At 52.3% G+C, this 25,621-nt stretch carries 26 protein-coding genes, 1 tRNA gene and 1 pseudogene; 14 read left to right on the top strand and 14 right to left on the bottom strand.

Annotated elements, in window-relative coordinates:
* A partial coding sequence (locus tag HMPREF1255_RS10110; protein ID WP_231477465.1) for a hypothetical protein occupies positions 1 to 184 on the top strand: 184 nt, incomplete at its 5' end.
* Between the two features lie 94 nt (positions 185 to 278).
* On the opposite strand, the gene HMPREF1255_RS09255 is transcribed toward HMPREF1255_RS10110, so the two are convergent.
* From HMPREF1255_RS09255 to HMPREF1255_RS09530, 3 genes are all read right to left on the bottom strand, one after another.
* A complete protein-coding gene (locus HMPREF1255_RS09255; RefSeq protein ID WP_024111679.1) occupies positions 279 to 1,517 on the bottom strand; it encodes an exonuclease domain-containing protein in 1,239 nt (412 codons plus the stop codon).
* A 128-nt stretch (positions 1,518 to 1,645) separates the two neighbouring features.
* Positions 1,646 to 1,721, bottom strand: a tRNA-Thr gene (locus HMPREF1255_RS09250).
* Positions 1,722 to 1,829: 108 nt separating this feature from the next.
* Positions 1,830 to 2,768: an ornithine carbamoyltransferase gene (locus HMPREF1255_RS09530; RefSeq protein WP_024111680.1), complete on the bottom strand. Its 939-nt coding sequence runs from the start codon at positions 2,766 to 2,768 to the stop codon at positions 1,830 to 1,832.
* 121 nt (positions 2,769 to 2,889) lie between these two features.
* Here HMPREF1255_RS09530 and HMPREF1255_RS09525 point away from each other — a divergent pair, with 121 nt between their 5' ends.
* The 3 genes from HMPREF1255_RS09525 to HMPREF1255_RS09230 all read left to right on the top strand — a co-directional run bounded on the left by HMPREF1255_RS09525 (position 2,890) and on the right by HMPREF1255_RS09230 (position 5,022).
* Positions 2,890 to 3,843: a glycosyltransferase family 2 protein gene (locus HMPREF1255_RS09525; RefSeq protein WP_197017003.1), complete on the top strand. Its 954-nt coding sequence runs from the start codon at positions 2,890 to 2,892 to the stop codon at positions 3,841 to 3,843.
* Between the two features lie 106 nt (positions 3,844 to 3,949).
* Entirely contained in the window at positions 3,950 to 4,660 is a 711-nt protein-coding gene (locus tag HMPREF1255_RS09235; protein ID WP_051395041.1) for a glycosyltransferase family 2 protein, read from the top strand.
* Positions 4,657 to 5,022 (top strand): DUF2304 domain-containing protein, encoded by a 366-nt coding sequence (locus HMPREF1255_RS09230; RefSeq protein ID WP_024111677.1) that lies wholly within the window; start codon positions 4,657 to 4,659, stop codon positions 5,020 to 5,022. Before HMPREF1255_RS09235 ends, HMPREF1255_RS09230 begins: the two co-directional genes overlap by 4 nt.
* Here HMPREF1255_RS09230 and HMPREF1255_RS09225 read toward each other — a convergent pair.
* The 6 genes and pseudogenes from HMPREF1255_RS09225 to HMPREF1255_RS10235 form a co-directional block, all read right to left on the bottom strand.
* Positions 5,019 to 6,290 carry a lipopolysaccharide biosynthesis protein gene (locus HMPREF1255_RS09225; RefSeq protein WP_024111682.1) on the bottom strand — a complete coding sequence of 424 codons (1,272 nt, stop codon included), beginning with the start codon at positions 6,288 to 6,290 and terminating at the stop codon, positions 5,019 to 5,021. The genes HMPREF1255_RS09230 and HMPREF1255_RS09225 overlap by 4 nt on opposite strands.
* A 12-nt stretch (positions 6,291 to 6,302) precedes the next feature.
* On the bottom strand, positions 6,303 to 7,739 hold the full coding sequence (locus tag HMPREF1255_RS09220) for a sodium:proton antiporter (protein ID WP_024111649.1): 1,437 nt from the start codon (positions 7,737 to 7,739) through the stop codon (positions 6,303 to 6,305).
* A 445-nt stretch (positions 7,740 to 8,184) separates the two neighbouring features.
* Positions 8,185 to 8,313 (bottom strand): L,D-transpeptidase, encoded by a 129-nt coding sequence (locus tag HMPREF1255_RS10000; protein WP_024111673.1) that lies wholly within the window; start codon positions 8,311 to 8,313, stop codon positions 8,185 to 8,187.
* Positions 8,310 to 8,450, bottom strand: a complete 141-nt coding sequence (locus tag HMPREF1255_RS10240; protein WP_197017002.1) for an Ig-like domain-containing protein — start codon at positions 8,448 to 8,450, stop codon at positions 8,310 to 8,312. The genes HMPREF1255_RS10000 and HMPREF1255_RS10240 overlap by 4 nt, the downstream gene beginning before the upstream one ends.
* Positions 8,393 to 8,911: an Ig-like domain-containing protein gene (locus tag HMPREF1255_RS09215; RefSeq protein ID WP_024111674.1), complete on the bottom strand. Its 519-nt coding sequence runs from the start codon at positions 8,909 to 8,911 to the stop codon at positions 8,393 to 8,395. Before HMPREF1255_RS09215 ends, HMPREF1255_RS10240 begins: the two co-directional genes overlap by 58 nt.
* 33 nt (positions 8,912 to 8,944) lie before the next feature.
* Positions 8,945 to 9,001: pseudogene (locus HMPREF1255_RS10235) on the bottom strand (lipoprotein); the annotation flags it as partial.
* Positions 9,002 to 9,191: 190 nt separating this feature from the next.
* On the opposite strand from HMPREF1255_RS10235, the gene HMPREF1255_RS09210 reads away from it, so the two are divergent.
* Positions 9,192 to 10,073, top strand: a complete 882-nt coding sequence (locus HMPREF1255_RS09210) for a glycosyltransferase family A protein (protein WP_024111652.1) — start codon at positions 9,192 to 9,194, stop codon at positions 10,071 to 10,073.
* 54 nt (positions 10,074 to 10,127) lie between these two features.
* Here HMPREF1255_RS09210 and galE read toward each other — a convergent pair whose 3' ends face one another.
* The 3 genes from galE to HMPREF1255_RS09195 are packed head-to-tail and all read right to left on the bottom strand — an operon-like array spanning position 10,128 to position 15,102.
* Positions 10,128 to 11,108: a UDP-glucose 4-epimerase GalE gene (gene galE, locus HMPREF1255_RS09205; RefSeq protein WP_024111657.1), complete on the bottom strand. Its 981-nt coding sequence runs from the start codon at positions 11,106 to 11,108 to the stop codon at positions 10,128 to 10,130.
* A gap of 44 nt (positions 11,109 to 11,152) precedes the next feature.
* A complete protein-coding gene (locus HMPREF1255_RS09200; RefSeq protein WP_024111640.1) occupies positions 11,153 to 13,099 on the bottom strand; it encodes a DUF6541 family protein in 1,947 nt (648 codons plus the stop codon).
* 26 nt (positions 13,100 to 13,125) lie between these two features.
* Positions 13,126 to 15,102, bottom strand: a complete 1,977-nt coding sequence (locus HMPREF1255_RS09195; protein ID WP_024111642.1) for a DUF6541 family protein — start codon at positions 15,100 to 15,102, stop codon at positions 13,126 to 13,128.
* Positions 15,103 to 15,243: 141 nt separating this feature from the next.
* On the opposite strand from HMPREF1255_RS09195, the gene glf reads away from it, so the two are divergent.
* The 9 genes from glf (at position 15,244) to HMPREF1255_RS09150 (ending at position 23,278) form a co-directional block, all read left to right on the top strand.
* Positions 15,244 to 16,407 (top strand): UDP-galactopyranose mutase, encoded by a 1,164-nt coding sequence (glf, locus tag HMPREF1255_RS09190; RefSeq protein WP_024111639.1) that lies wholly within the window; start codon positions 15,244 to 15,246, stop codon positions 16,405 to 16,407.
* A 16-nt stretch (positions 16,408 to 16,423) separates the two neighbouring features.
* Complete coding sequence (locus HMPREF1255_RS09185) at positions 16,424 to 17,293, top strand: ABC transporter permease (RefSeq protein WP_024111663.1); 870 nt, start codon at positions 16,424 to 16,426, stop codon at positions 17,291 to 17,293.
* The gene (locus HMPREF1255_RS09180; protein WP_024111678.1) at positions 17,293 to 18,045 is read left to right on the top strand and encodes an ABC transporter ATP-binding protein; all 753 of its coding nucleotides are present in this window, start codon (positions 17,293 to 17,295) and stop codon (positions 18,043 to 18,045) included. The genes HMPREF1255_RS09185 and HMPREF1255_RS09180 overlap by 1 nt, the downstream gene beginning before the upstream one ends.
* Positions 18,046 to 18,166: 121 nt before the next feature.
* Positions 18,167 to 19,258: a glycosyltransferase family 2 protein gene (locus HMPREF1255_RS09520; RefSeq protein ID WP_024111658.1), complete on the top strand. Its 1,092-nt coding sequence runs from the start codon at positions 18,167 to 18,169 to the stop codon at positions 19,256 to 19,258.
* Entirely contained in the window at positions 19,249 to 20,454 is a 1,206-nt protein-coding gene (locus HMPREF1255_RS09515) for a glycosyltransferase (protein ID WP_024111661.1), read from the top strand. The genes HMPREF1255_RS09520 and HMPREF1255_RS09515 overlap by 10 nt, the downstream gene beginning before the upstream one ends.
* Positions 20,455 to 20,777: 323 nt before the next feature.
* Positions 20,778 to 21,791, top strand: coding sequence for an acyltransferase (locus HMPREF1255_RS09165; RefSeq protein ID WP_036917853.1), 1,014 nt, complete (start codon positions 20,778 to 20,780; stop codon positions 21,789 to 21,791).
* Positions 21,792 to 21,834: 43 nt separating this feature from the next.
* Positions 21,835 to 22,164 (top strand): hypothetical protein, encoded by a 330-nt coding sequence (locus HMPREF1255_RS09160; RefSeq protein WP_024111638.1) that lies wholly within the window; start codon positions 21,835 to 21,837, stop codon positions 22,162 to 22,164.
* Positions 22,161 to 22,427: a GNAT family N-acetyltransferase gene (locus HMPREF1255_RS09155; RefSeq protein WP_024111644.1), complete on the top strand. Its 267-nt coding sequence runs from the start codon at positions 22,161 to 22,163 to the stop codon at positions 22,425 to 22,427. Before HMPREF1255_RS09160 ends, HMPREF1255_RS09155 begins: the two co-directional genes overlap by 4 nt.
* Positions 22,424 to 23,278 (top strand): PfkB family carbohydrate kinase, encoded by an 855-nt coding sequence (locus HMPREF1255_RS09150; RefSeq protein WP_024111647.1) that lies wholly within the window; start codon positions 22,424 to 22,426, stop codon positions 23,276 to 23,278. Before HMPREF1255_RS09155 ends, HMPREF1255_RS09150 begins: the two co-directional genes overlap by 4 nt.
* A gap of 18 nt (positions 23,279 to 23,296) precedes the next feature.
* Here HMPREF1255_RS09150 and HMPREF1255_RS09145 read toward each other — a convergent pair whose 3' ends face one another.
* Both HMPREF1255_RS09145 and HMPREF1255_RS09140 read right to left on the bottom strand, forming a co-directional pair.
* Entirely contained in the window at positions 23,297 to 24,367 is a 1,071-nt protein-coding gene (locus HMPREF1255_RS09145) for a mannosyltransferase family protein (protein WP_024111664.1), read from the bottom strand.
* Positions 24,357 to 25,589, bottom strand: coding sequence for a glycosyltransferase family 87 protein (locus HMPREF1255_RS09140; protein ID WP_231477466.1), 1,233 nt, complete (start codon positions 25,587 to 25,589; stop codon positions 24,357 to 24,359). Before HMPREF1255_RS09140 ends, HMPREF1255_RS09145 begins: the two co-directional genes overlap by 11 nt.
* Between the last annotated feature and the right edge of the window lie 32 nt (positions 25,590 to 25,621).

Genomic DNA, 25,621 nt, shown 5'->3' with positions numbered 1-25,621 from the left:
CCGACTGTGGAATTTTTGTTGCCGTCTGACTCGTTTCCTCGCCAGGCGACTCGACCAACATTACGGGGTTGATTCCGTCATGTCAAATCGAATTTTTTGTTTTTTGCTTCTTGTTGCTTTTGCCTTTGGCCGCAACAACTCACTGACTTTTCAGTTCGTTTTTCGAAGCGAGAAAGAACAATAGCCCAACATAGGACAGATGACAAATCGGGCATAAAAAACTTATTGCCAGAGCAGTTTTACGCTCAGATCCCTAACAGTCGCGTATATCGTGCGCTTCAGCTAAACCTCAGAATTGACTCGACGGCTGATTCAGCAATAACCGGTATTCCGTACTGCCTAGCTTTCTTTGTTTTACCTGATGATGAGTCTGGATCTCCAGCAATTAAAACTTTAGTCGCTTTCGCGATGCCAGCGTTCTTGACTCCTTTAGCTTCAAAGAAGCCATCCCAATACTCTCTTGAGTGCAGGATCGGACCTGTTACACAAACCCGATCACCAACAAAAAGATCGATACATTCGTCCAACGCATGGCATGCCACAGTAACCGGAATAGTTTGACTCGCATATTCTGCGATTTTCTCATCACTAATGCTTAGACCCAAGTATTTGGCTATGGCGCTGACAGTGGAGCGCTCATTTTCAGTGAGCACTCCGTCTTCGTATACAGCTTGCAGAAGTGAATCCAAATAATTAGCGTGCATCAGTTGCAGTGCTTTTGAAGAAAGCTCATGCGCAGCTGCATAAGTCAAGATTCTTTCCTGCTCTTGGAAAGACATTCGTCTATCAAGAAAAACGTCATCGAGCATCTTGAAATAACTCGCGACCTCATCAGAATCTGGCACATCTCGCTTAGCTACCGCCTTAGTCACCCAGCTTCCGTTGGCCAATGAATCATATGCTTTTTTAGCGTCCGTACGAGAAAATAACACCGGCCGAGAGACAGGGTCACTAAATCTGTAGCCGCAGAAGCTATCTGTGTCAGTTACAGCCTTACTAAAGGAATAATGGCTGCGAGATGGAGTTCGATCCAGTAGATAGCGAAGAAGCTCCGCCGTCGCCATCGCATCAGATAAGGCACTGTGAGCGAGTTGATTAATTATTCCTAATGCCTCGCATATGTCACCCAACTTTCTGGTTGGGAGATCTAAATAAGCCTTGGATAACTGCAAAGTATCTAAATAAGGGATACTTTCAGCTCCAAGAGCACCAGCAGCAGAAAGCTCTCGGGCAAGAAAACGAGCGTCAAATGAAGCGTTGTGCCCAACGAAGACACTTTCGTTCAGCTCCGAACCGATGAAGTCAGCAATATCTGAAAAAGCTGGCGCCCCAACAACGTCCCTAGCCGATATCCCATGAATGCCAGACGCGCCTATATGCCGTCTTGGATTAACGAGAGTTTCCCAGTTGTCGACGACTTTGCCATCAGGATCTAACCGAACTAAGCCAAGCTCGACGATCCGATCTTTGCTAGATAAGCCCGTCGTTTCGAGATCTACGACAACAAAGCCACGCATGGCAGAAGCCTAACCTTTTCTCATGGCGGGAAAAGAAAGATCGAAAAATCACAATGCTTTAGGCGTGAAACGTAAAAACGGCACCAGTGAAATATAGAACTTCGACAGGTAAAACTCGATTAAAAGAGTGGAGCCACCTACCAGAATCGAACTGGTGACCTATTCATTACGAGTGAATCGCTCTACCGACTGAGCTAAGGTGGCACGCCCGCTAAAAGCAGACCAGGCAACTATATCGACGAAACGGGCAAAGATAAAACCAGCGGGGTGCACACGAGCAACCACCCGGGCACTCCGCCGGTCTAAGAAAATTTATTCGGCGTCGTCAGACGAGTCGTAGCGCTGCTCGATCTGCTTTGCTTTGGCCTTTTCGCGGGCCGCGGCGATAGCCCACTTCTGGCGGCTGCGTCGCGGAGGAAGCTCCACGTACCCCATGCAGACCAGAATGATGGCCATCTGGATCTCGAGCATGCTGGCCTTAAAATCGGAGCCCGGATACCAGGGCCCCTCCAGGGCATCTTCGCTGACCTCGTCACCACGGGTGAAGGTCGGGATCGGCAGAAGCATCGCACCGTCCCTAGCCGATTCCATCAGCTCATAGGTGACGCGGAACGGCACGAACTCTGCGCGGTGACGCGGCGGCGCCGAACGGGTGATGACCACGTCGGCGGATTTGATGGCCTTGGGCAGGTCTTGCCAGAAAAGTGACCCGGAAGTCTGGAAGCCACGCGGGCAGCACTGGCGCAGGTTGAGGCCAAACACCCTGGAGGCTTCCAGCCAGCCGCGAGCGTGGGCGCCATCGGGGCCGACGAAAACATAGTTAAGCTTTTGCCAATCTGGGCGACGCTTGCGGATTTGGTAGATATCCGAAAGCACCTCGGTTGGGTTGTTGCGGTCGGACATCGTCACGATGACCGGCATCGGGCTTTCTGCTGCGAGCGTTCGCACAATCGGAAGGTTCTCGTGACGGATCATCATCGCGGACGCGAAGTTCGCCAGCAGCCCGGTGAAGTCGCGGGGATCCTCGTTACGTTCGAGAGCCATGGCGTCAAGAATGATGGCGTGGGCACCCAGCTTGTCGATGGCGTGCTCAGCCATGGAACGCCAGAACACCGACTCCTGCGGGATGAACAGGGCGATGCTTTTACCCTTCAGAGGTTCTGTATCAAGATTTTTAAGCCGATCTGCCAGGTCGAACACGGCTTCAAGGTCGTCTTTAACCCAGTCAGTAAGCGCGAGAAGATGCTTCATTCTTTTATCGTGGCACATTTAAAAGTTTTTTGTTACACGAAGCGCACAATCTACTTTGCTTTTCACAGGTACGCTTTAACCATCCCAGACAGCCCAACCGGACGGAGACCAGATGCCCAAAGTGTCCATTATAATGCCGGCGTACAACGCGCAGGAAACCGTCAAGCGAGCAGTGAGAAGCGTCTTTGCTCAAGACTTCGCCGACTGGGAGCTCATCATAGTCGACGATGGCTCCACCGACGACACGGCAAAAATACTACAACAGTTATCTGAGGAGCTCAATGACGAGCGGTTAAAGCTAGTTCTTAACGAGCCGAACAGAGGGCCTTCCGGTGCGCGCAACAAGGGGCTAGAAATAGCCACCGGCGAGTGGCTAACCTTCCTAGACTCCGACGACGAATTCACCTCGCGCAGGCTGAGCAGCGCGTTGGAGAAGGCCGGGCCCGTAATCGATATAGTCGTCTGCAGGCACGAGCTCCGACAGGTCGACGAGAGCTCGCGCATCAGGGGCATTAAGAAATCGGGTCCGATCAACGGCAGAGACTTTATCAACGCCGTGATTAGCGAACAGGTCACGAACTATTCCTGGGACAAGATCTTCAGGGCGTCCAAGGCTGGGCAGGTAAGGTTCCGTCCGATACTGCGGGCGGAAGACAAGATCCACACGGTCGAGTGCGCGGTCTATGCTCAGAAGGTGGCCTTCACCGACTATCCAGGAATTAGGTATTACGTCTCTCCAGGTTCCCTGACATGGGGGCGAGTCAGCACTGACGAAGAGACCGAGCACCTGTTATCCTGCCTAGCGGACTTGGTCTCGGCGCTACCTGAAAGCAGGAAGACCCGACTGGCGCTCAAAGCAAGCAGGACGCTAACTTACCTCTCCGTCGCGCACCAGCACCTTTTCCAAAAGAGCGACCCGTCTGATCTTAGAAACAATTTTAGTTTTGGTGACGTTCTTGCTACCGCCAGATTCCAGCCACTATTTGCTGTCGCAGGGGCTATATTCAAGATCTCTCCTCGCGCTTATTCATGGCTGTACAAGAACTACATTGGGAAAAGATACGGTCTTCAGTAAACCGTCCGGAGTCGTCCTCGCCGATATAGCGTCCGCGAGATAATCTTTATAGAAGTTATTCAAAATCACTGATTGGAGAGCCGTTGTGGTTCGTACGCTAATCATCATGCCTGCCTGGAATGAGGAAGAAGCGATTTCTGAAACCATACATGAGGTTCGTCAGATCGTGCCTCAAATGGATCTACTAGTAGTTAATGATGGATCGACAGACAACACAGAAAAAGTAGCGACCGCAGCAGGGGCTAAGGTTCTAACGCTTCCATTCAACTTAGGCGTCGGCGGGGCGATGCGAGCAGGCTACAAATATGCTGAGCTCTTTGACTACGATCAGGCAATTCAGCTAGACGCTGACGGGCAGCATGACCCGCGGAATATCCAGTCAGTATTAGACGGTCTAAATAAAACCAATATTTCAATTGGTGCCCGTTTCGCTGGCAAGGGGAGCTACCAGGCAAGAGGGCCCAGAAAATGGGCAATGAATCTTTTAGCTGGAATTATTTCTAGGCTCGCAAAAACCAGGCTCACGGATATAACTAGTGGATTCAGAGCCGCGGACCGTCTGGCGATAAAACAGTACTGCAAGCACTACCCAGCTGAGTATCTTGGCGATACTGTCGATTCATTGGTCGTCGCCATTCGCTCCGGCCTAACTGTCAGCCAGGTTGGCGTAGAGATGCGAAAAAGACGAGCAGGAGTTCCTTCAAACAACCCTATTAAGGCTGCAATCTACTTGTTTAGATCACTTCTTGCTCTTTTAATAGCAATGACGCGACGACCAGTAAAACACCACGATCTTGCTGATGGAGGCCAGGCATGAAAACTTCAATTTTCTTCTTAGCAATCTGCATCGTTGTCCTTTTCGCGGTAATTTACATGCTTCGCTCCAGAAAACTCCGCGAAAAATATGCTATTTTCTGGCTAACAATCGGCATCATGATAGTTGTTCTAGCGGCTTTTCCTAAGGCTCTGGTATGGGCCGCTACAGTAACTGGGTTCGAAGTACCTTCGAACCTATTGTTTGCCCTGGCAATAATTCTTTTGCTCGGGGTTGCTCTCCAGTTGAGCCTTGAGATCTCCCGTGATGAAGACAAAATCAGGACGCTAGCAGAACACGTAGCTATCCTAAATCTTGAAATCAAATCATTACGACACAACGACGGAACAGGCCGTAAGAATTAATTCCCTTCACAAACATCACTCATCCGAATACCTAAAAGATGAACCGCCATCCCAGTAAGCGGAGAGAGTATAAGAGCCGTGATTGAGCGAGCTGTAACATCGAAGGGTAGGACTAAGAGCAGAAAGAAAGCCACACAAGCAGCGATAACCCATCCCCAGACATATTCCCTATGTTTATTCAAAGCTATAGACGTTGCTCCAGACAAAACTAGCCACGCCATACCCACCGAAGCTAGCGTCAAGAGGCCGATAGTTTTTGATGAAATCTCATAGGCGCCGCCAAACAGAAGTCTCATAAGCTGAGGACCTATCAAAGCTGCGCAAGCTGATAACGCAATACCAACACCTAAAATGATGACTTGTAGCTTGAGCAGCATCTTCATACGACCACTATTTGCCTCAGCCACCCATGTGATTAAAACACCTTGAAAAGCTTGAAGCGGAATCATGATCGGCGATCTGGTTAAAGAGACAGCAAGCATAAGAGTTGCTAACAGTGCCGGGTCTTCCCCATCTGAAGTTATCTCCAGCATTGTGGGGAATCCTGTGACTAATACAGCCCATGCTGCAGAGCTAAGCATCGCTTGAAGATTATATTTAACTAGGCGCGCTACTGAAACATCTGCTCTTTTTCTAAGCATATTTTTGCCCGTGGCCCCTAATAGAAACAGTAGCCATGTTGCAGAAGGAATCGCTGATGCAATTTCAAGACCAAGCAAATCTGCAAGATAAAAACCCGCCAGGGCAACGAGCACAAGCCGGATCACGGCCTCTGCCGCCAGTAAAAGTGAATAATGCCCCCACGCTTTTGATCCGGCAAACATGCCAGATAAAGACATCTCTCCGGAATAGAAGAAAACGCCCACCGATATGGTAATCGTGCCTATTAATGGTGCAGAAGGTGTTAGCCTTCCCGACCAGAAGATTGAGGAAAGGGCTACTAATAGAGCTCCTATGAGGCCTATGCCCAACGCAGTATAGACAATCTTTGCGCGGCCAACGGGCGGATCTCCCTTTTTATCTAACGCGCGCCCAGTCGCTGCTGCTCTTGTTGATTCAGTCTGCGTGCCAGAGATAATTCCAAAAATGCCAAATATTAACCCCCAAAATACGAGGAATTCTTTATTCTCCTCGACAGTTAGGGTCCGAGCAGAAATTACTGTCACGAGGAAACTGGAAATCGCAGATGCCGCTGATGCGAACAAGATTCCACCAGCTTTAGATTTTCCTATAGGGCCAGGGTCCTTTTTTTCGCTAATGCGCACCACTACCTATACCTCCTAGATATTCTGTCGGCTACCAACAATATTTTTTACTCTCTTAGCGTCGCCGTGCGACTTGTAAATCAGGCAGGCGCAGTAGGCCAGGATCGCAAGGCCCAGGGCGATGCCGATGATGGTGGTTACGGTGCCCTCGGCGATGGTGATCAGAACCATGACGGCGAGAACCGGGATCAGGTAGCGAATCGTCCAGCCGATGTAGCCGCCGAAGCTAGGCATCTGGACGCCACGTGATTCGGCAACGGACTTGACCATGAAGTTCGGGCCGTTGCCAATGTAGGTCAGGGCGCCCAGCGTCACGGCGCCGATGCTGATTGCAACCAGGTAGGGCTCGTATACGCCAGCCACCGAAGGCTCGCCGGGCAGCTGAGCCGCCATCTCGAAGAACGTGGCGTAAGTCGGGGCGTTGTCGAGGAAGCCGGAAAGACCACCCGTGAACAGGTAGAACGTCACCTCGTTGAGCGGCAGCTTCGGAGCGATCTCGGCCAGGTAACGCAGCGCGGGCATCATCGTCGCGAAGATGCCGATGAACAACACGGCGACCTCGACGATCGGACCCCAGGTGAACTCGTTAAGTTCGTAGCGGATCTTCTTGCTGCCGAAGACAAACGAGCCGACAACGGCAAGCCCGAACAGCAGTTCGCGCCACGGAACCCAAGAGGCCCAGGCGGCCGTGCCAGCCTCGATGGCTTGCAGGTCGATGGACGGAACTACTGCAACGCCAACGATGATCATCGCGAAGAAGATGAAGTTGATGGCTCCAAGAAGTCGGATAGGCGTCGTGTGGGTGTAGTCCAGCAGCTTGTCGCTTACCTCTTCCTTCGCGTAAGCGGCGGTGTCCAGCGCGTAGTAAAGCACGAGTAGAAGGCCGTTGATGATCAGCCATTCGGGAATCAGGTGGAACGTCCAGGTGAACGGGACTCCGCGAAGGAAGCCGAGGAATAACGGCGGATCACCCAGCGGCGTCAGCAAACCACCGTTGTTGGCGACGATAAGAATCGTGAAGATGACCGTCTGAGCTTTGCGTTTGCGCTCGGCGTTGATGTTCAGCAACGGACGGATCAACAGCATGGCCGCACCCGTCGTCCCGACAAACGAGGCGATAGCAGCACCGATGGCAAGAAAGATCGTGTTGTTCTTAGGCGTAGCCCTGATATCGCCCTCAAGATAGATCGACCCGGAGACGACGAACAACGCAAACAATAAAGCGATGAACTGGAAATATTCGAAGACCGTGTGGCCAACAGTCACCCAGCCGAAGTTATACGCCATGTAGGCGATGACCGGCACGCCGAGAACAAGTGCGATGCCGAGCTGGAACCTCCAGTCCTCCCACTTCTCCGCCGTCGCAGGCACGAGGGGCAGGATGGCGATGGATAACAACATCACCACGAATGGGATGATCATCCATGCCGGAACAGACTCTAATGGAATCACTTAACTTCACCACTTTCTGTGGTTGGGATGGCCTCAGCTCGCTATCCACGGCGAGAGAGAATTATTTTTTATCAACATGAGTGATTCTGACACAGCGCCAGCCACCCGATTTGAACTTTCACCATCTAACACGTTGACAGGCAAGCCGATCAAATAGTATTCTAGTTTTTACCACTTCGGGCTTGACAGATGTACAAAGCACCTCTTCATAAAGAAATTGCCCGGGCTTGTGAAATTCCACAACTACTGAGCGTTGTCGGTGGCCATGTCCGTGCAACCATGGCTGACGTTTGCATAGCCGTGCGAATTTTGCGCCCCAAGGCGCCGCGTGCAGGTATTCGCCCGCCCAGGTGATGCGCTGGGCTAGGTTGACGTCCAGCTTGTAGCCGCCAGGAGAATCGTGCGGGATTCCGAAGACGGAAGAGTCCATGGCCACCGGGTTCTTCTATTCCATGATGAGTTTGGTGCCGGTCATAGCCTCGAAGCTCTTGCGTCCCGAAGTCACGTAGATCTCGCGCACTTGCTTGCCGTTCTCGTACGCGAAAAGCTTGTGATTCTCGATGTTCACCTTCATGACTCGATTAGGGCGAAGGTGTAGTCCACCTGAGCATTGTTCAACACCCACATTTCTCCCACCAACAGACCCGCAGCGTTCACCTCGACGTGAGCCGTGGTGTTGGGTTCCCAATAAGATTTCGGACGCCAATACATGGTGTGCTCGTCCATCCAGCCTCAAGAACCCTCTCGCTCGGGCGTGGTTTTGACGGTGGCCACGGCCATGATGGCTTTACGCTCGGCCTGGCCGTAGACCGGCATATCGAAGCGAGCCCACACAAGCATCCTGCTGCCGGCACGCCCCCTGCAAAGAGGAAATCAACCGCGACAACCCACTGCGGGTCTGGCGTCTGCGCCTGGACCTGCTCGGAGACCTGGTTACCGTCAGTGCCGGTTGCTTTAGTGATGATTGTCACGGTCTGCTGCAGCGGCAAGCCGGTGTCCGCCTTCCACTTGCCATCGGCGACCTTGCCAGCGGCAGGTTCGCCGTTCTGATCGATCACGTCGACAGAATCTAGTTCGCCACCGGTGACGGAGACAGAAATGGTATCTTGGGGCTTGATGTTGCCCAGCCCATTCTCCGTGGAGATAGCGATTTTCGCTGCTTTTGCGACCACTTCCGAAGAGCTATTCTCATGAATTGACCGGCTACTACAGCCAGACAGAATCAAGGCAAGGGTAATGCCTAAGATACCTATTCTCTTCATCCTTATTGCAAGTAGACGTTCCCTTGGCTAAAGCTCCATTACCTTCCTTGCCTAATTGGGTTGATACTTAAGCAGCCTAATTACAGGCCTAAAACAAAACGACGAAACCATAGCCATAGTGAGGCTTATTGTCACTATTAATGGGGTGGTCAGCTAAAATTTATGACTACCGTCTACAAAGGAGAGTTTCATGACCGTCGATGTCCTCTTTCCATACTATGGGGATGTTGAGTTGATGAAGCAGGCTGTAAGAAGCGTGCTAAATCAACAAAACCCAGATTTCCGTCTAGTAGTGGTCGACGATGGATACCCGGATGATTCGATTCCAGGATGGTTCGAGTCATTAAACGATGAACGCGTAAGTTACGAACGCAACGAGAAAAACCTCGGTGCCAATGGAAACTATCGCAAATGTCTCACGAAGATAGAGAATGATCTAGCAGTCGTTATGGGAGCCGACGACATCATGCTCCCGAACTACCTCGACTGGCTGGTTAACGCAGCTGAGAACAACCCCGACGTAGACATCTTCCAGCCGGGCGTGATATCAATCGACGAGAATGGCGCCTACAGCAACACGCTAGTCGAGAAGGTTAAATCCGCATATCGACCAAAAGGGAAGGGACAGCGAATAATTCAAGGTGAGTCGGCAGCTGCCTCTCTTCTGAGAGGCGACTGGCTCTACTTCCCTTCGCTCGCCTGGCGTACCGGAAAAATGAAAGAAATCAGTTTCCGTCCCGAATACGATGTCGTTCAAGATCTGGCTTTGGTTTTAGACATCCTTATGCGTGGCGGGTCGCTACTTTTGGACGATTGCGTCGCTTTCTTGTACCGCCGGCACTCTGGATCAGACTCGTCTTGGAGAGCGCTAGAAGGAACTCGGTTCACTGAGGAACGCGCATTTTTCGAGACCATGAGTCACGAGATGACAGAGTTAGGGTGGAAGAAGGCGTCAAGAATTGCGAAAATTCACCTATCGAGCCGACTTCACGCATTGACCCTGCTTCCGAAGGCCGCCTTGAAAAACAACAAAAAGGGCGTCAAGAACCTGACAAGGCATTTGGTCAAATAGTAAAGGCAAAGTTTGGGGCCAGCTGAGATTTCCAACTGGCCCCAAACTTTTATCTTATTTTTCGATCTTGCGAGGCCCCGCCTGCCAGGCATCCCATGCGGATTGGACGATCTCGCGAACACCTGCGGAAGCCGTGAAGTCCATGTCCTCCTTGATGCGCTCAACCTCGGCGATCAGCTTCGGCGGGTCACCTGCACGACGGCCTTCGATGATGGGCGTGGTGTCCAGGCCAGAAACTTCACCAACCGCCTCAACAATCTCTTTGACCGATGTGCCCTGACCGGTACCGACGTTGTAAGCATGGTTAGGCAGGTCGCCGTCGAGAGCATGCATGGCTTCGATGTGCGCCTGAGCCAGCTCTTTAACGTGCACATAATCGCGGATGCAGGTGCCGTCAGGGGTGTCGTAGTCGTCACCGAATACACGCGGCGCCTCGCTCTTTGCGAGCCTGTCCAGAACCATCGGGATCAGGTTCATGATGACGGAGTCGCCGAGTTCCGGCCAGCCGGCACCAGCAACGTTGAAGTAGCGCAGTGCAACCCACTTCAGGCCCCAGGCCTTTTCGCAGTCTTCCATCATCCACTCGCCGATGACCTTCGTGCGGCCGTACGGGTTAACCGGGGAAAGCTGCGCGTCCTCCTTAACTATTGCGTCTTCGGGCGCGCCGTAGACGGATGCGGACGAGGAGAAGATCATCTTCTTGACACCCTCGGCCTCCATTGCAGCCAAAACGTTGATCAGCCCACCAACATTCTGACGGTAGTAGAACAGTGGCTTCTCCACCGATTCTCCAACCTGTTTCTGGGCTGCGAAATGGATGACCGCGTCAACCTTGTAATCGCGGATTACTTTGCGGATTTTCTCGACGGCGTCGTCGGGAGCAATGTCGATTTTCTCAAGTGGTGCTCCCTGCACGCGATCTTCCGTCGCATTCGACAGGTCGTCCACGACGACGACCTCGGAACCCTGCTCGCGCAGCAACTTGGTGACGTGAGCACCGATGTATCCGGCACCGCCTACTACCATTACGCTCATACGCTTAATTTCCTCCCATACTTGCGCCGCAATCAACTGACACGTCATTGCTGACTTGTGTCGCACCCGACAATTTTATAAATAGCCGCTTTACCACTTACAGCAAGCAGATCAAAACTGGAATTATTTTTGAAATTATTAAACCCAGCATAAGACTTATCATTTTCACCGACGTAGCGATCACCGAAATCTAGGACATATTCAACCCCGAGGCGCTTAGCTGCTTCACAAACTTTCGGATTATGCCCTATCTCATCCAGGTGCTCTTCCAAAATACGAACATCATCGGTAGGTTCGTATAGCAAATGGGTATTGATAGTTTTTATACCTTTGTACGCGTAGATCATTGATGATCCGTTATTTGGAACTGTGCCTAAAACGGCATCATCGGGTAGCCGGTATTCAGCAATATCGAAGATCTTCATTTCATTCTTGTCCAAGAGCATAGGCGAGCCATCGTCACCTGTGCTACCCATCTGGTAATTTTCAGCTGTCTTCTCATCAGAATGCCTAATGCCTGGTTCAACCTGCGAGAGGATAAGGCTGAATAAAACAAAAAGAATCGCGATGACTCTGACGTCGGTTCGCTTTAATTCCGCACGTTGCACCAGACTCTTTAAGACGAGCTTAAAACCAATCACCGCTAATAACAGAGCTGGCACAGAGATTAGAGGCAAAATCCTATAAGGGTCCATGTACCAGGGACCCGTCACGGCCCAACGCAACCAAGATATGGCACTTGATGAGACGATACCCCAAGCAAGAACTACAATTCCCCAAATCATCAACAACCAAATACGTTTTCTTCTCCAAATGCAGATGATAAGGCCACTAATAGAAAAGAAACTAACAACGTATAGCGCGCCATGCCTTATTCCCTCATTGAGCAAGGCAGAACCGAAAGCCATGTCAAAAGTCTGGCTAGGCTCCCAAATGGCCGATTCTCGCATCGGTCTAATCAAGGCCCAGCAAGCAAGTATCATCACCCAGATAAGGAAAAATACGCCAACAGAAAAACGGAATTCTTTCTTCGAGATTTCACCTGATGCCTTATAGCGACATTTTCTGGCAACCCAAATGATGGTCACGGGAATCATCATCAAAAAGAAAGCAAATGCGCCGGTGGGGTGAATTAAGCAAGCACCAGCACCGGCAAAGCATAAGAGCACGAATGTCTCAGAAAAAGGTTGCTTTTTATTTACTCCAACATCAAAAAGCTGCAAACCCAACGCCAGCAATACCGGCAAAAACACATAGGCAGCAAAAAGCGGATAAAGGACCCAATCAAGAAGAGTAACCGGCATTGAGTTGAAAGCTGGGACAAGTACCGTAGCAGCAATCACGTTCACTGGTTTCATTCCAAAAACGGTTTCCACCAGATAAAAACACGAAATCAACCATGTGACCGCAAAGAGGATCAGCACTACAGCGTTGAAACTTTCGCCTAACGAACTCGGAAAAATCTCGAGCACTCCGGAAACGATATCGTGAAAACCGTTCGGATAGAACTGCTTTCCGTTTGCCCCTGTCACATAAAAGACATGTAACGGAGAGCCATTTTTAGTATCGACGATAAAACGAACTGCATTGAGATGAAAGACGTTATCGTACGTTTGAGCGATATTACTAGGATGCCGAACAATTCGAACATACCTCATGGCGAGCAGAGATACTCCCGCCAAGAATACCAAAACAATAATTAAGTTTGTCCTAGGAGGTCGAAAATTTATCTTACAAGGAATCTTCCTATATATAACAGCAACCAAAACTGAAATAATGAGACTCAGACCAGAGGGGACTCGCCACGTCCACGGAATGTTAAAAAATCCGAATACAAGACCAGTCGAAACATGCAAAAAAGCTGTCACCAGAGGTGCTATAGCCAACGATCTTAAAAGAGGTTGTCTAGCCAAAACTAGTATGGCGAAACCAGGCAAATACAACATCGCCAAGCCGACCAAAATAACCGGCAGAAGGCCTAACCAATCCATGTAAAACTCACCTTCTTTTAATATCGCTAAGCATTACAGCCGACAACTTCATAGATAGCCGCGTTACCTTCTGACGCCACTTTTCTGAAGGAAGAATTATTTTTTAAATTGTTCAAACCACGATATTCTCTCTTCTGCAACGTAACCAAGTGATTCCCAAAGTCAAGCACATAATCAACGCCTAGCCGTTTTGTGGCCGCACAGGCATCTTTATTCCAGCCAATCTCATCGAGATGCTCTTCGACTTCCTCAACATCTTTTGTAGGTTGATAAAAAATATGCGTATTTATGGTTTTTATTCCCGTGAATGCGTATAGGAGAGAAGAACCATTATTCGTTGCAGTCGCAACTAATGCATCAGATGGGAGGTTATTTCCGGCAAATTCAATAATCTCCCTCTCCTCCTTTGTTAGCAGCATGCTTTTGTCTCTGATGTAGTTCGCCTGTCTCCAGGAAGGCTCTTTGTCTGAGTAATATCGATAGGTTTCTGCTGCAAAAGAATCAGAAGTAACCAAACCAGGCTCGATCTGAGTTATTAAACAAGCTGTAGCTATTGAAACCATCAACAAATGGTTCGTCTGAAAACGAGCTAGGCGCGAGTGATTGTTCAGCCATCTAACTACTGACAAGGATCCCTCAACGCATAGCGGCACGACCAATATAGAAAGGATCGACAAAATTCTGAGGCTATCTGCGTACCATGGCCCAACCATAAATTCGCGGACAGTCTCAATCGGAGCACAAACGGCAGCAATCCAGAAAAAAGCAACGGTCAGCCATGAAAACAAAAGAAAACAATTTTTTTTAGAACGAAATACCGCGAACATGCCTATGTTCATAAGAACGCTTACAGCAATTAATGGTCTAAGCATAGGCCCACCGTTTAGCAGAGCGGAACCTAACGCTTCGCCGGCCCTTCTGCTTGACCCCCACTGCGCTCCACCGGTCATTTTTGTTCCGACTATCCACAGAGCTACCACAGCAATGGCGATAGTTACGTCAAGTAGCACCAGGTTGGCTATACCGTTTTTACTGTGCGATAAGTGGCCGAAACGTTTTTTCAGAGTTGCGTTCCACATAACAAAAACGGGGATAGCTAGTAGAACAAAAGCGTGAGCGACTGAAGGATGCGCGAAACACGACCCTATTCCAGCTAGAATAAAGAGACTTATCTGGCTCCAGCCAGGAGAAGGCCACAGAGCATCCTCTTTTAACAGTTCAAGGAAAAGAGCTAAAAGCACTGGCAAGCTAGAGTAGGCCAATAACAGAGGATACAGAACCCCCCAATACATAGGAAGCATCGGCAGCCCTGTCAGTCCTGCAGCGAACAAGGCCGTAAAGGCCATAGACGTTGGGCTTGATCCGAAAATAATCTTAGCTAGGTACATGCATGAAATCATCCAAGTGCAAACAAAAATCACGAAGACTAATGAGTTAACCGCCTCGGCTATATTGTTCGGGAAGAAATACAGAACTGAAGCGGCTAGTTCATGGAAACCATTCGGATAAAAACCATTGCCATTCTCACCCGTAACTTTTAGAACATGAAGTGGCGAGCCATTTTGGGAATCTAGAACAAACCGTGTTGCATTCAAGTGAAAGACGTTATCAAAAGTCTGTGAAATGTTCGATGGAGAACCGATGATTCTAAAGAATCTAAAAGCAAGAAAAGACGCGCCCACCATCCCTACGAGTATGGCGACCAAGCACCCCATTCTATCTTGATTTTGGCACTGATTTTCTCTAAATACCGAGCTTTTTTTTGCGAAAAAGATAAAAGAACCAATTATCACAGATGCGATTAAAGGAACTATCCAGTTCCAGCTAATCCCGATAGCCGAAAAAAATATAGCCGTCGTTGCGTTGACTAGTACAGTTAAAGCAGGCGCGATCGCTAGAACTTTAAACATAGTTTGCCTAGCTCCCAGTAAAATTATTATTCCTGGCCCGTACGTAAGTCCAGCAGCAACGAGGATAACGGGGACAAATTCAATCCAGGTCATCAAGTAATCTCCAAGCCTCACCTTTAAACACGCCATGCTGATGGTACACGACCTCAACGCGCTAGCATGGTTATATTGTCCTCTACTGCAACACTCTTTTATGGCTAACCCGCCGTAAAACCGACCCCTTAGGAGATGCCAGTGAACGCGGATCTAGTAGTTGTAGGCTCCGGTCTTTTCGGCCTTACGATGGCCGAACGAGCAGCCAACGAGCTGGGCTTGAAAGTCGTCATCGTCGAGCGCAGGCCACACATCGGCGGCAACGCTTACTCCGAGGCGGAAGAAGAAACCGGCATCGAGGTTCACAAGTACGGCGCCCACCTATTCCACACCTCCAACGAGCGGGTCTGGGAATACTGCAACCGCTTCACCACCTTCACGAACTACCGTCACCACGTCTACACCACCCACAACGGCGTCGTTTACCCGATGCCAGTCAACCTGGGCACCATCAACCAGTTCTTCAACGCGGCATACCGCCCAGACGAGGCAAAGGCGCTGATCAAGGAGCAGTCGCAGGAGCTGGGCGATAAGGAGCCGGAGAACTTCGTCGAGAAGGGCATCTCTTTGGTTGGCCGCCCGCTGTATGAAGCGTTCTTCATGAACTACACAGCCAAGCAGTGGCAGACCAAGCCGGAAGATCTGCCGGCGTCGATCGTCAGCCGCCTGCCGGTTCGATACACCTACAACAACCGCTACTTCTCTGACACCTACGAAGGCCTGCCCACCGATGGCTACGGCGCATGGCTCGAGCGCATGGTGGACAACCCGAACATCACCGTCCTTTTGAACACAGACTTCTTCGATTCCAGCCAGGAATTCAGCAAGGACAACGTCGTCGGCAAGATCCCCGTCGTCTACACCGGCCCGATCGACCGCTACTTCGACTACTCCGAGGGCGACCTGAGTTGGCGCACCATCGATCTGGAGAAGGAAGTTCTGGAAATGGAAGACTTCCAGGGCTGCCCGGTCATGAACTACGCCGACCTCGACGTGCCGTTCACCCGAATACACGAGTTCCGCCACTTCCACCCCGAGCGTGATTACACCAAAGAAAAGACGGTTATTTACCGCGAGTACAGCCGCTTCGCTAACCACGACGACGAGCCGTACTACCCCATCAACACTGCGGAGGACCGCGAGCACCTGACCAAGTACCGCGAGCTGGCTAAGGACGAGCCGAACGTCTGGTTCGGTGGACGTCTGGGCACATACAAATACCTAGACATGCACATGGCAATCGCGTCGGCGCTTTCACTTTTCGATAATCACGTTGCCGAGTATTTTCGTAGTCTGACCAAGTAGTAAGGACTTTTAAGATTTGACGGCTACAACTCTTTCCCAGGAAGGCTTCAGTCGCCCTGGCTCCGGCGGGGGTCTGATTAACGCGCTCAAGAACCCCTTCCTGCTTAAATTGCTGGTTCGCAAGGAGCTACGCGTTCGCTACCGGGGCTCGGTGCTGGGCATGCTTTGGTCTTACGTCAAGCCCGGCGTGCAGTTCCTGGTTTTCTACTTCGCGGTTGGCGTCTTCATGAGGATGAACCAGGCCGTCGAGAACTTCGCGGTTTACCTGTTCTCTGGAATCGTGGTGGTTAACTTCTTCAGCGAGGCGTTCAGGAACGCCACGAAGGCGATCGTCGACAACTCTCCGCTGGTGAAGAAGATCTATCTGCCAAGAGAGCTGTTCTGCATTTCTTCGTTGTGGGTGGCCGCCATTCACTTCTTCCCGCAGGTCGTCGTCTTGATGTTGGGCGCGCTGATTATGGGCTGGCGTCCGGGACCTCTAAATATTCTCGCTGGGCTGGCGGGTTTCGTCATCATCGCGGTGTTCGTCCTCGGGCTCGGTCTGCTATTTGGCGCCGTCAACGTGATTCTTCGTGACGCGGAGAACCTGGTCGACCTGATCAACATGGTTATCAGCTGGACTTCCCCGATTCTTTACCACTGGGATTTCGTGGTGCGGGCAATCGGTTCGGGCACGATGTGGACCATCTACCAGCTAAACCCCATCACACCCGTCGTAGAGCTCTTTCACTACTGCTTCTGGGCGCCAACGTCCGACGTGACGTATGCGATGCCCCCGGGGATGATTAAGTTCTCCCTCACTGCAGCGGGCATTTCCGCATTGACCTTGTTAATTGGCGAGCTTGTGTTCCAGAAGCTCGACGGGCGATTCGCGCAGGAGCTGTGATGAGCGAGAGCACATTGGCTAAGTCGTACGAATGCGTGCGCATCGAGAATCTAACTAAGACTTTCAACATTCGTCACACACACTCGCTAAAAGAGTTCGTGGTTGCGAAGTTCAAACATAAGCCAGACGCCGAAGTCAACCGTTTCAAAGCGCTAAACAACATCAATCTTTCGTTCAATCAGGGCGAAACCACAGCGCTCCTAGGGCTTAATGGGTCGGGCAAATCCACCCTATTGAAGCTGATTTCCGGTGTTATGCGCCCTGACGAGGGGCAAATCGGCGTTCGTGGAAGACTGGCCGGATTAATCGAGGTCGGCGCTGGTTTCCACCCCGACCTAACTGGACGCGAAAACGTCTTCCTTAACGGCGCTATCTTGGGCATGACCGAGAAGCAGATCAAAGAGAAATTCGACGAGATCGTCGCATTCAGCGAGATCGAACAGTTCATTGACACCGAAGTTAAATTCTATTCCTCCGGCATGTTCCTGCGTCTTGCATTCTCCGTCGCCGTGCACACCGACCCGGACGTTTTTTTGGTGGACGAGATTCTTTCCGTCGGCGACGAGCCGTTCCAGCGCAAATGCTTGAACCGCATCCGCGAGCTCCAGAGCAGCGAAAAAGCCCTGGTTATTGTTAGCCACGACCTGAACATGGTGGCCGATCTGTGTGACCGAGGGGTCGTCCTTGAGCACGGAAACGTAGTGTTCGACGGTGATATTCACAAGGCCGTCGGCAGGATCAGGGACGAGTGAGTCCGCGCTCTTAGAGACTTCTTTACAGACGGATTTAGTATGCTGGTTAGATACCGATCGAAATAGCATTGCTCGTTTTGTTCCAAGACGACAACTGTCGTCACACGAAGGAAGATTGCTGATGAATCCCGCTATATCCGTTTTGGTTCCTATCTATAACGTGCAGGACTATCTGCACGAATGCCTGGGCTCGCTTGCTGCGCAGGACATGTCGGACGTCGAATTCATCTGCATCAACGACGGCTCTAAGGACGGCTCCCGAGACATCATCCAGGAATTTTTGGATAAGGACTCCCGCTTCACCGTTATCGACAAGGAAAACTCAGGCTACGGCGCCTCGATGAACCGGGGCTTGGAGAAGGCCAAGGGCGAGTTCATCGCGATCCTAGAGTCCGACGATTTCATGGAACCGTACGCCCTCAGCACTCTGCACAAGGCGATCACGGAGTCCGGTGCCGATGTTGTTAAGGCGAACTTCTGGTTGTATTGGTCGACGCCGACTGAGCGCAACGAATTTTTCGAGGCCATCCCCGCCAATAAGGCGGGTAGGTTGATTGACACTAGCGTCGATCACGGCATCTTCCACGCGAAGCCGTCCATTTGGTCGGCGATGTATCGCAAATCTTTCTTGGATAAAAACCAGATTCGTTTCCTCGAGACCCCCGGCGCCTCTTTCCAGGACACCAGCTTCACCTTCAAGGTTTGGGCGTCGGCAGACAAGGTGTACTTCGTCCACAAGCCGCTTGTGCACTACAGGCAGGACAACGAGAATTCGTCGGTGAATTCTCCTGCCAAGGTGGACGCCCTGTTCAACGAGTACTCCGAGATCACCCGCTGGCTTTCCGAGGATGGGGAGAAGAGCGAGATCTTCTCCCCCGTCAAGGTCAAGATGCTTTATGACGCGCTGATCTGGAACTACGAGCGGGTGGCCGAGGAAAACAAGGTGCTGGTGCTAGAAAAGGGCAGGGACATGTTCCTCGACGAGTTCAAAGCTGGGCACGTCGACATCAGGCTGTTCGAACCGTGGAAGCTGCAGGATCTGAGGACGATCCTGCTTAATCCGCGGGACTACCACGACTGGCGCGTTAAGCCAGAGGCGCTCAGCCACAAGGTTGGCAGGCTGATTCAGGACCGCGGTTTCGTCGGCCTGGCAAAAACGGCAGCCAATAAGGCATACAAGAAGGCGAAAGGACTGGCTAAATCGTGGCGCTGATCTCGATTATTGTCCCGGTTTATAACGTTGAAAAGTATTTACCTCGGTGCCTGGATTCACTCAGGAGCCAGGTATTCAAGGACATCGAAATCATCTGCGTCGAAGATGGTTCGACGGATAGCTCTCCGCAGCTGCTGAAAATTTCGGCCGATCTGGATCCACGAATCGTCGTCGCTGAGCAGAAAAACCAGGGCGTGTCTGCTGCCCGGAACCATGGCCTGGAGCTGGCGTCGGGCAAGATCGTTATGTTCGTCGATAGTGACGATTTCCTCAAGCCGGGCGCCTGCGCAACTGTTGCGAGGGAATTCGGTGAGAAACAGCCGGATATTTTGACGTTCGGTGGAGAGGCGATTTCGTTCGAAAAACCGCATCAGTGGCTGGCGAATGCACTCAAGCCGAAAGACGGAGTAGTCGAGGGTTTCGATGAGAAGCTTTTCAAAAAATGTCTGGCTCGTCCTTACATCTGGCTTTCCGCGTTCTCTCGAGACTTCATCGAGCGCAATTCTTTGCGTTTCGATGAGGAGTTAGCCATCGGCGAGGACCAACTCTTCTATCTCGATGCATACCCCAAATCGCAACGCACCGTAAGCATCAAGGATGATCTCTATAGCTACCGTTACAGCAGGCCGGGTTCGGCGATGCACATGCAGATGCAGAAGCAGGCTAATGTCATCAAAAATCACCTGGCTATGGCCGACAAGGTTTTCGCCCACTGGCACGAAAGCGAAATTTTCGAGGAGCACAAAGCTGGACTGCTTAAGTGGTTCTTGCAGCTCATCAGCTACGATGCATTCCACGCGAAAGACTCGGCTAAAGCCATCGCGGACATGCAAGACCTGATCGAGAGGCACTTCGGACCGATCGATGATTTAGAGGTGGACGCCGAGACTCGGCTAATTCTGCAGAGCCTTGAGCAACCCAAGAATCCGCTGAACAAGGTTCGCAGCTTGGCTGTCTTGGGGCTGCGTGGCATGGACGATCCGGTTAACGACGCTAAGGCCGTGCTGGAAAAGTTCTCCAAGTTGTTCCCGGTTAAGGCTGCTAGGGCGGTGGCCAAGCGCGTTCTGCCTGCCACTAGCCTGACCCAGTACAAGCGAATCGATCGGGCATATAACGTCACCATCAATACGATCGAGGATGCCCAGGCTTACAACCGGCTGATCTCCGAGTGGGAAATCAAGCAGAGCGAAAAATAGCCGTTAAATAACTGATCGGCTGCCCCAGAGAAATCTGGTGCAGCCGATCATTTTATTGTTGCTTGTTTACTCGCCGATGACGATTCGCGGCGTGCCTTTCCACAGCGCGGGATCGGTGACGAGATGGCCGTCGAACAGCACCTTTAGACTGGCAGGATTACCGCTTTTAGTTTTTGCATTGGCACTAAGGCAGTTTTGCACTCATTGTCTCGACGAAAAGATACGCATACAAAACGACCAGTAAACTGCATTGTGGCGCAAACAAGCATTGCGCACCAGATAAGATCTATGCCGTGATAAAAAATACACACAGACGAGCCTGGATGGATGTATTAAATGTTGTCGGCATTTTTCTCGTCGTGTTTCTACATTCCAGGACGGCATATTTCAGTAATCAGCCAGTAAACGGCTACTGGATCGAATACCTGATCAGCGGAATCGGAGTTGCAGCAGTCCCCCTATTCTTCGCTATAAGTGGCGCAAATCTAATTGGCTTCACAAGAAAAATGAGCATCAGGGATTTCTTCAAAAAGAGATTCTCTAAGATAATCATCCCTTATTTCATCTGGGGAATAGTCGGAGCCTTATACCAATTCTTTTGTCTCGATAATAAAAAGATCTTTGAAAACCCAATATCCCTTCTTTGCAATCTGCAACAAGCAAATGCTCCCCTATGGTTCCTAATGGTTTTGGCAGGCATTTACGTACTTATGCCACTTTTTTCTGCAGCGATAACGGCAATCGAAGATCAAACCGAAGATCCCACCAAGTTCTACTACTATCTGGTTGGAATCTGTTTCGCTGGCAGTGTGCTAATACCTATAGCCAGATCGTTTATCCCAGGTTTTTTATCTCAGTTCGACATAATCCCGGGAAGCGAATACATCCTCTACCCCGTAATGGGATATGTGCTCCTAAAAATCAACCTAACAAGACAGCAAAGAGCAGCTGTTTACATCCTGGGCATCCTGGGCTTCCTATCCTTCGGTGCCCTAGGAGCGATAACGTCGCTTAAAGGCTGGGAGCATCAATCAATCTTGACCAGCTACTTCGGCATTGGCGTGCCGTTCATCACAGCAGCTTTGTTTGTGCTAACCAAGCAGACCAATTTCTCCCGTCTAAGCCCAAAAATCTGCAACGCAATAACAAAACTATCGAGATTAACCTTCGGCATCTACCTAATCCACATCATGCCAGCAGACGCTCTCCGCCGTATTGTTGGGTATAACGGTTTTCGTTCAGATTTGCTTGTTTGCGTCGTCACTTGGGCTTTCTGCGTTGCGACTGTTTGGGTACTAAGAAAAATACCTGTCGCCAAGAGATGGGTTCTCCCCTGACCTCTCGGAGAACTTTTTACCTCAGCTGTGATAGGCAGTAACTGTGAGCGATTTAGTGGTCATCGTGGTTTTTTCACCAGCGGACGCCGCCCCGAAAATTCGCAGAGCCCTCGCCGACGCGGGCGCAGGAGAGCTAGGCGAATATCGGGCGTGCACATTCAGCGCGTCCGGCACCGGACGCTTCGAGCCGTCGCTTAAGGCAAACCCGACCATCGGCACCCCAGGCGAGCCCGAAGAAGTTGCCGAGCAGCGAATCGAATGCGTCTGCAAACGCTCCAAAGCACGGGCAGCTTTGGAGGCAATGCTGGCAGCCCACCCTTACGAAGAACCCGCATACCACGTCTACCCGATAATGACACTCGAGGACTTATGAACTTCACACGCAAGGACAACTCATTCCTGGCACTCGACGGCGAAACCGAAGCCGCCAGGATCGATTTCACCCGTTCTGGGGACATCGTCAGCATTAACCACACCGGAACCGAATCCGAGTACCGGGGCCAGGGCCTAGCCGGACGACTGACCGAATACGCACTCGACGAAATCGCGGCAGCTGGGCTGAAGGTGAAAGCTGTCTGCCCATACACCGTCAAATACTTTGCTGAGCATCCCGAACGCGAAGGTTTGCTTGTATGATCGTCTGCGTCGGGCTCACCACAATCGACCACACCCAGCGAGTCGACGCGTTCCCTGAGCCGAACAAAAAGATCGTCGCCAAAGGTTCCACTATCGACGCGGGAGGCCCAGCCGCCAACGCCGCACGTACCGCCCGCGAGCTCGGTTCGCAGGTTGTGCTCGTCACGGCCCTGGGTAACAGCGCGCTATCGAAACTGGTCCGAGAGTTTCTGGCCGGCATCGAGATCGTCGACGTTGCCCCGGCGTCTTTCCAGCCGCCCATCTCCACGGTTATGGTGACCGACAACGGTGATCGCTGCGTCGTCTCCACCAACAACACCTCGCTGGACGATGTTCGCGTGCCGGATGCGGAGGTGCTCTCCGGCGCAAACGTGGTTCTGCACGACGGACACCTGCTGCCGGTTTCCGTGCCGCTCAGCCAAGTTCCCGAGCCTGCCCACCTACTTGACGGCGGATCCTGGAAGCCAGGCTTAGAAAAGCTGCTCCCCCAGCTCGACGTTGCGGTGATTTCCGCGGACTTCAAAACGCCAGACTCGACTCCGCAGAACGCGTTAGACGAGTTGAGCGAATACAAGATTCACTCCCTAGCCCGAAGCGACGGCCCAGGAAAGGTGGAGATCCGCGAGCTCAGCTGGGACGAGGAATTGACGCCAAGCTACGAGACCAACTGGCTGCCGGTTGAGCAAGTGTGGGCAGTTGACACCAATGGCGCCGGGGACGTGCTGCACGGCGCCCTGGCGCATTACCTAGCAGAGGGGGAAAGCTTCCAAGACGCGCTGAAGGCGGCTACAAAGGTGGCGACAGCCTGCGTCCAACACCACGGAGTGATGGGTTGGACAAACGGACGCTAGCAAGCCCAGGCGCCACGCTCAGCAAGCCCAGGCGCCGCTTGCGAAGCAGTACGTCCACCACCCCATCAGCACTAAATCGCCGATGAGGATCAGGCCAAGAACAGCCCGCACGAAAGAGCTGCTGCGTCTGCCACCAAACCCGCCTAGCCAGCCGTAGAGCGGGAACAACAGCAGAACTGCCCTGGTGACGGACATGAACCAGCCGCTGGACGATAGCGGAACGACGTTGGCCGCGACGAATGTGGCCTCTCCCCAGCGTCGACGGAACATGCAAACGAGCAGGACGAGGTATCCGATGGCCACCGCGACGATCTCCAGTGTGAACATAACGGGCACCTCGGGGCGTCCAGGCCAGTAGCCGGCGCTGGTCATCGGGATCGTGCGTTGCAGCGCCTCCCACGGCCAGCTCAGCTCGCGATGCCAGCCGGCGTTTTGAGCGTTGTACCAGGCGCTCCACGAACCGGTCTTGGAGTGTAAGTAAGCAGCAAACCCGCCGAGGACGCCGGCACCAAGCAGCAGCCAGGCAGCGTTTTTGATGCGATCTTTGAACCAGTATTCGGTTTGGGTCAGGGCCAGGATGCCAAGACCAGCGATCAGGAATAGCCCGGAGATTCGCAGGCTGCAGGCCAGCGCGACGAAGATTCCGGCCTGCGCCCAGCGCCCGGACCTGGCACGCTCCCACGCCCAGAAGGCGGCGGCAACGAACGGGGCCTCGGTGTAGCCGACGATCGTGAAAACGCTCATCGGTGCCAGCAGCCACAGGCAGGCCGCGGCCGAACCGTACATGCGGTCCAGGGCGACGACGGCGAGCGCGCTGCAGACCAGCGCGAACCCAACCCCCGTCAGCCACATCGGCACGTTCACCAGCGAAAGAGCCCTCATCACGATCGGTAAGCCAGGGAAGAACGCCATATCAACGGGGTTTTCGTAGCCGGCTTTCGCGACCGTCATGAAGTGCTGAACGTCCCAGTGACTAAACGCCTGCTCAAGGCTCAGCGAGTTACGCTGGCAGGCCAACACGACGACGCCGAACATCAGCGCCCTGGTGGCCAACCATACGAAAGCGACCAGGCGCGGATTACTGCGCATTCTTGGCCCTCAGGAACAGCGAAAAATCTGGCGCATGATCCAGCACGCCGCCTTGAGGATCGTCCACATATCCAACCCGGACGGGGTCGTCCCAGGGCCGCTGGATGTCATCTACAACTCGGAGCCCGATCCACAGCTGGGCAAGGATGCGCACGATGATCGCCATCCAGTAAACCCACTGCGCGCTCTGCCCGACGCCAAGAATGCCCTCCAGGAAACCCCAAATCGCGAACCAGTAGACCAGCTCGGCGACCGTCCAGACGCCGACGTCCAACAACTTAGGACGGGCCAGAACAACCAGCGGCAGCAGCCACAGCGCGTATTGCGGCGAATAGACCGTGTTGAACATGAGGAAGATCAGCGTCAGCAGCAACGTAACCTGCGCAAGGCGTGGACGCCTGGGCGCGCGCAGCGAAAGCACCACCACGCCGACACCGAGCATGAACATGCAGCAGAAGGCCACCGTCGAAACCTTCGGGACGTCCAGGCCGATGAGCTTCAGCAGATACCAGATCGAGCCGAGGTCGGCGCCTCGGTTGGCGTTGAACGTCCAGAAATACTTCCAGCCCTCGGGGGCTGCGAGGGCGACTGGCAGATTCGCAAAAACCCAGCCGATGACGGCACCTGCGACGGCCTGAACCATCGCCCGCCACTTTTCTGCGCGCAAACATAGAATCAGGATCGCGCCGAGCAGCAGAATCGGATACAGCTTCGCCGACACTCCCAGCCCGATCAACACGCCTGCCAGCAGCGGGCGCTTATTGGCCCAGGCATAGATGGCGAACGCCACCAGGGCAACCACCAGAAGATCCCAGTTAATCAGGACACTCGTCATCACCAGCGGCGAAGCTGCGATGAATAGGGCATCCCAGGGACGGCCCGAGTCCAGACGCAGATGTACGAACACCAACGCGAAGAACAGCACACCCAGCAAAACGGCGTTTGCGACGAAGAAAGTCTCCGCCGACCAAACCGTGTCAGCGTGCGTTGCTGATGGGCCCACGTTGTAGAAAAGACCGGAAAACCACCTTGTTGCGGCGATCATGTAGCCGATCAGCGGCGGGTATTCCAGGGCAATATCGGAGTAGATTCCGCCGCCCTTGCCCATGTCTCGGGTCAGGAAGAGCGTCGGAATGTCCGTGTAACAAAGGCGCACGAAAGCGTTCGGGAAATCTTGAGGGGTGTTTCGGCACGGCAGCTGACGCAAAATTGCCACCAGCATCGTGAAAAAGGCCGCGCCGAACGCGAACACAC

The organism is Propionimicrobium sp. BV2F7, assembly GCF_000510445.1.
Lineage (GTDB): Bacteria > Actinomycetota > Actinomycetes > Propionibacteriales > Propionibacteriaceae > Propionimicrobium > Propionimicrobium lymphophilum.
Note: the sequence above shows the minus strand (reverse complement) of the source record. Positions and strands in the feature narration are given on the sequence as shown.

Bases quoted from the DNA above. Each gene is read 5' to 3' on its own strand.
- HMPREF1255_RS09255 (WP_024111679.1), bottom strand. From the start codon at position 1,517: ATGCGTGGCTTTGTTGTCGTAGATCTCGAAACGACGGGCTTATCTAGC.
- HMPREF1255_RS09530 (WP_024111680.1), bottom strand. From the start codon at position 2,768: ATGAAGCATCTTCTCGCGCTTACTGACTGGGTTAAAGACGACCTTGAA.
- HMPREF1255_RS09235 (WP_051395041.1), top strand. From the start codon at position 3,950: ATGCCTGCCTGGAATGAGGAAGAAGCGATTTCTGAAACCATACATGAG.
- HMPREF1255_RS09230 (WP_024111677.1), top strand. From the start codon at position 4,657: ATGAAAACTTCAATTTTCTTCTTAGCAATCTGCATCGTTGTCCTTTTC.
- HMPREF1255_RS10000 (WP_024111673.1), bottom strand. From the start codon at position 8,313: ATGAAGGTGAACATCGAGAATCACAAGCTTTTCGCGTACGAGAACGGC.
- HMPREF1255_RS10240 (WP_197017002.1), bottom strand. From the start codon at position 8,450: ATGTATTGGCGTCCGAAATCTTATTGGGAACCCAACACCACGGCTCAC.
- HMPREF1255_RS09210 (WP_024111652.1), top strand. From the start codon at position 9,192: ATGACCGTCGATGTCCTCTTTCCATACTATGGGGATGTTGAGTTGATG.
- galE (WP_024111657.1), bottom strand. From the start codon at position 11,108: ATGAGCGTAATGGTAGTAGGCGGTGCCGGATACATCGGTGCTCACGTC.
- HMPREF1255_RS09200 (WP_024111640.1), bottom strand. From the start codon at position 13,099: ATGGATTGGTTAGGCCTTCTGCCGGTTATTTTGGTCGGCTTGGCGATG.
- HMPREF1255_RS09195 (WP_024111642.1), bottom strand. From the start codon at position 15,102: ATGACCTGGATTGAATTTGTCCCCGTTATCCTCGTTGCTGCTGGACTT.
- HMPREF1255_RS09180 (WP_024111678.1), top strand. From the start codon at position 17,293: ATGAGCGAGAGCACATTGGCTAAGTCGTACGAATGCGTGCGCATCGAG.
- HMPREF1255_RS09520 (WP_024111658.1), top strand. From the start codon at position 18,167: ATGAATCCCGCTATATCCGTTTTGGTTCCTATCTATAACGTGCAGGAC.
- HMPREF1255_RS09165 (WP_036917853.1), top strand. From the start codon at position 20,778: ATGGATGTATTAAATGTTGTCGGCATTTTTCTCGTCGTGTTTCTACAT.
- HMPREF1255_RS09155 (WP_024111644.1), top strand. From the start codon at position 22,161: ATGAACTTCACACGCAAGGACAACTCATTCCTGGCACTCGACGGCGAA.
- HMPREF1255_RS09150 (WP_024111647.1), top strand. From the start codon at position 22,424: ATGATCGTCTGCGTCGGGCTCACCACAATCGACCACACCCAGCGAGTC.
- HMPREF1255_RS09145 (WP_024111664.1), bottom strand. From the start codon at position 24,367: ATGCGCAGTAATCCGCGCCTGGTCGCTTTCGTATGGTTGGCCACCAGG.
- HMPREF1255_RS09140 (WP_231477466.1), bottom strand. From the start codon at position 25,589: ATGCTGGTGGCAATTTTGCGTCAGCTGCCGTGCCGAAACACCCCTCAA.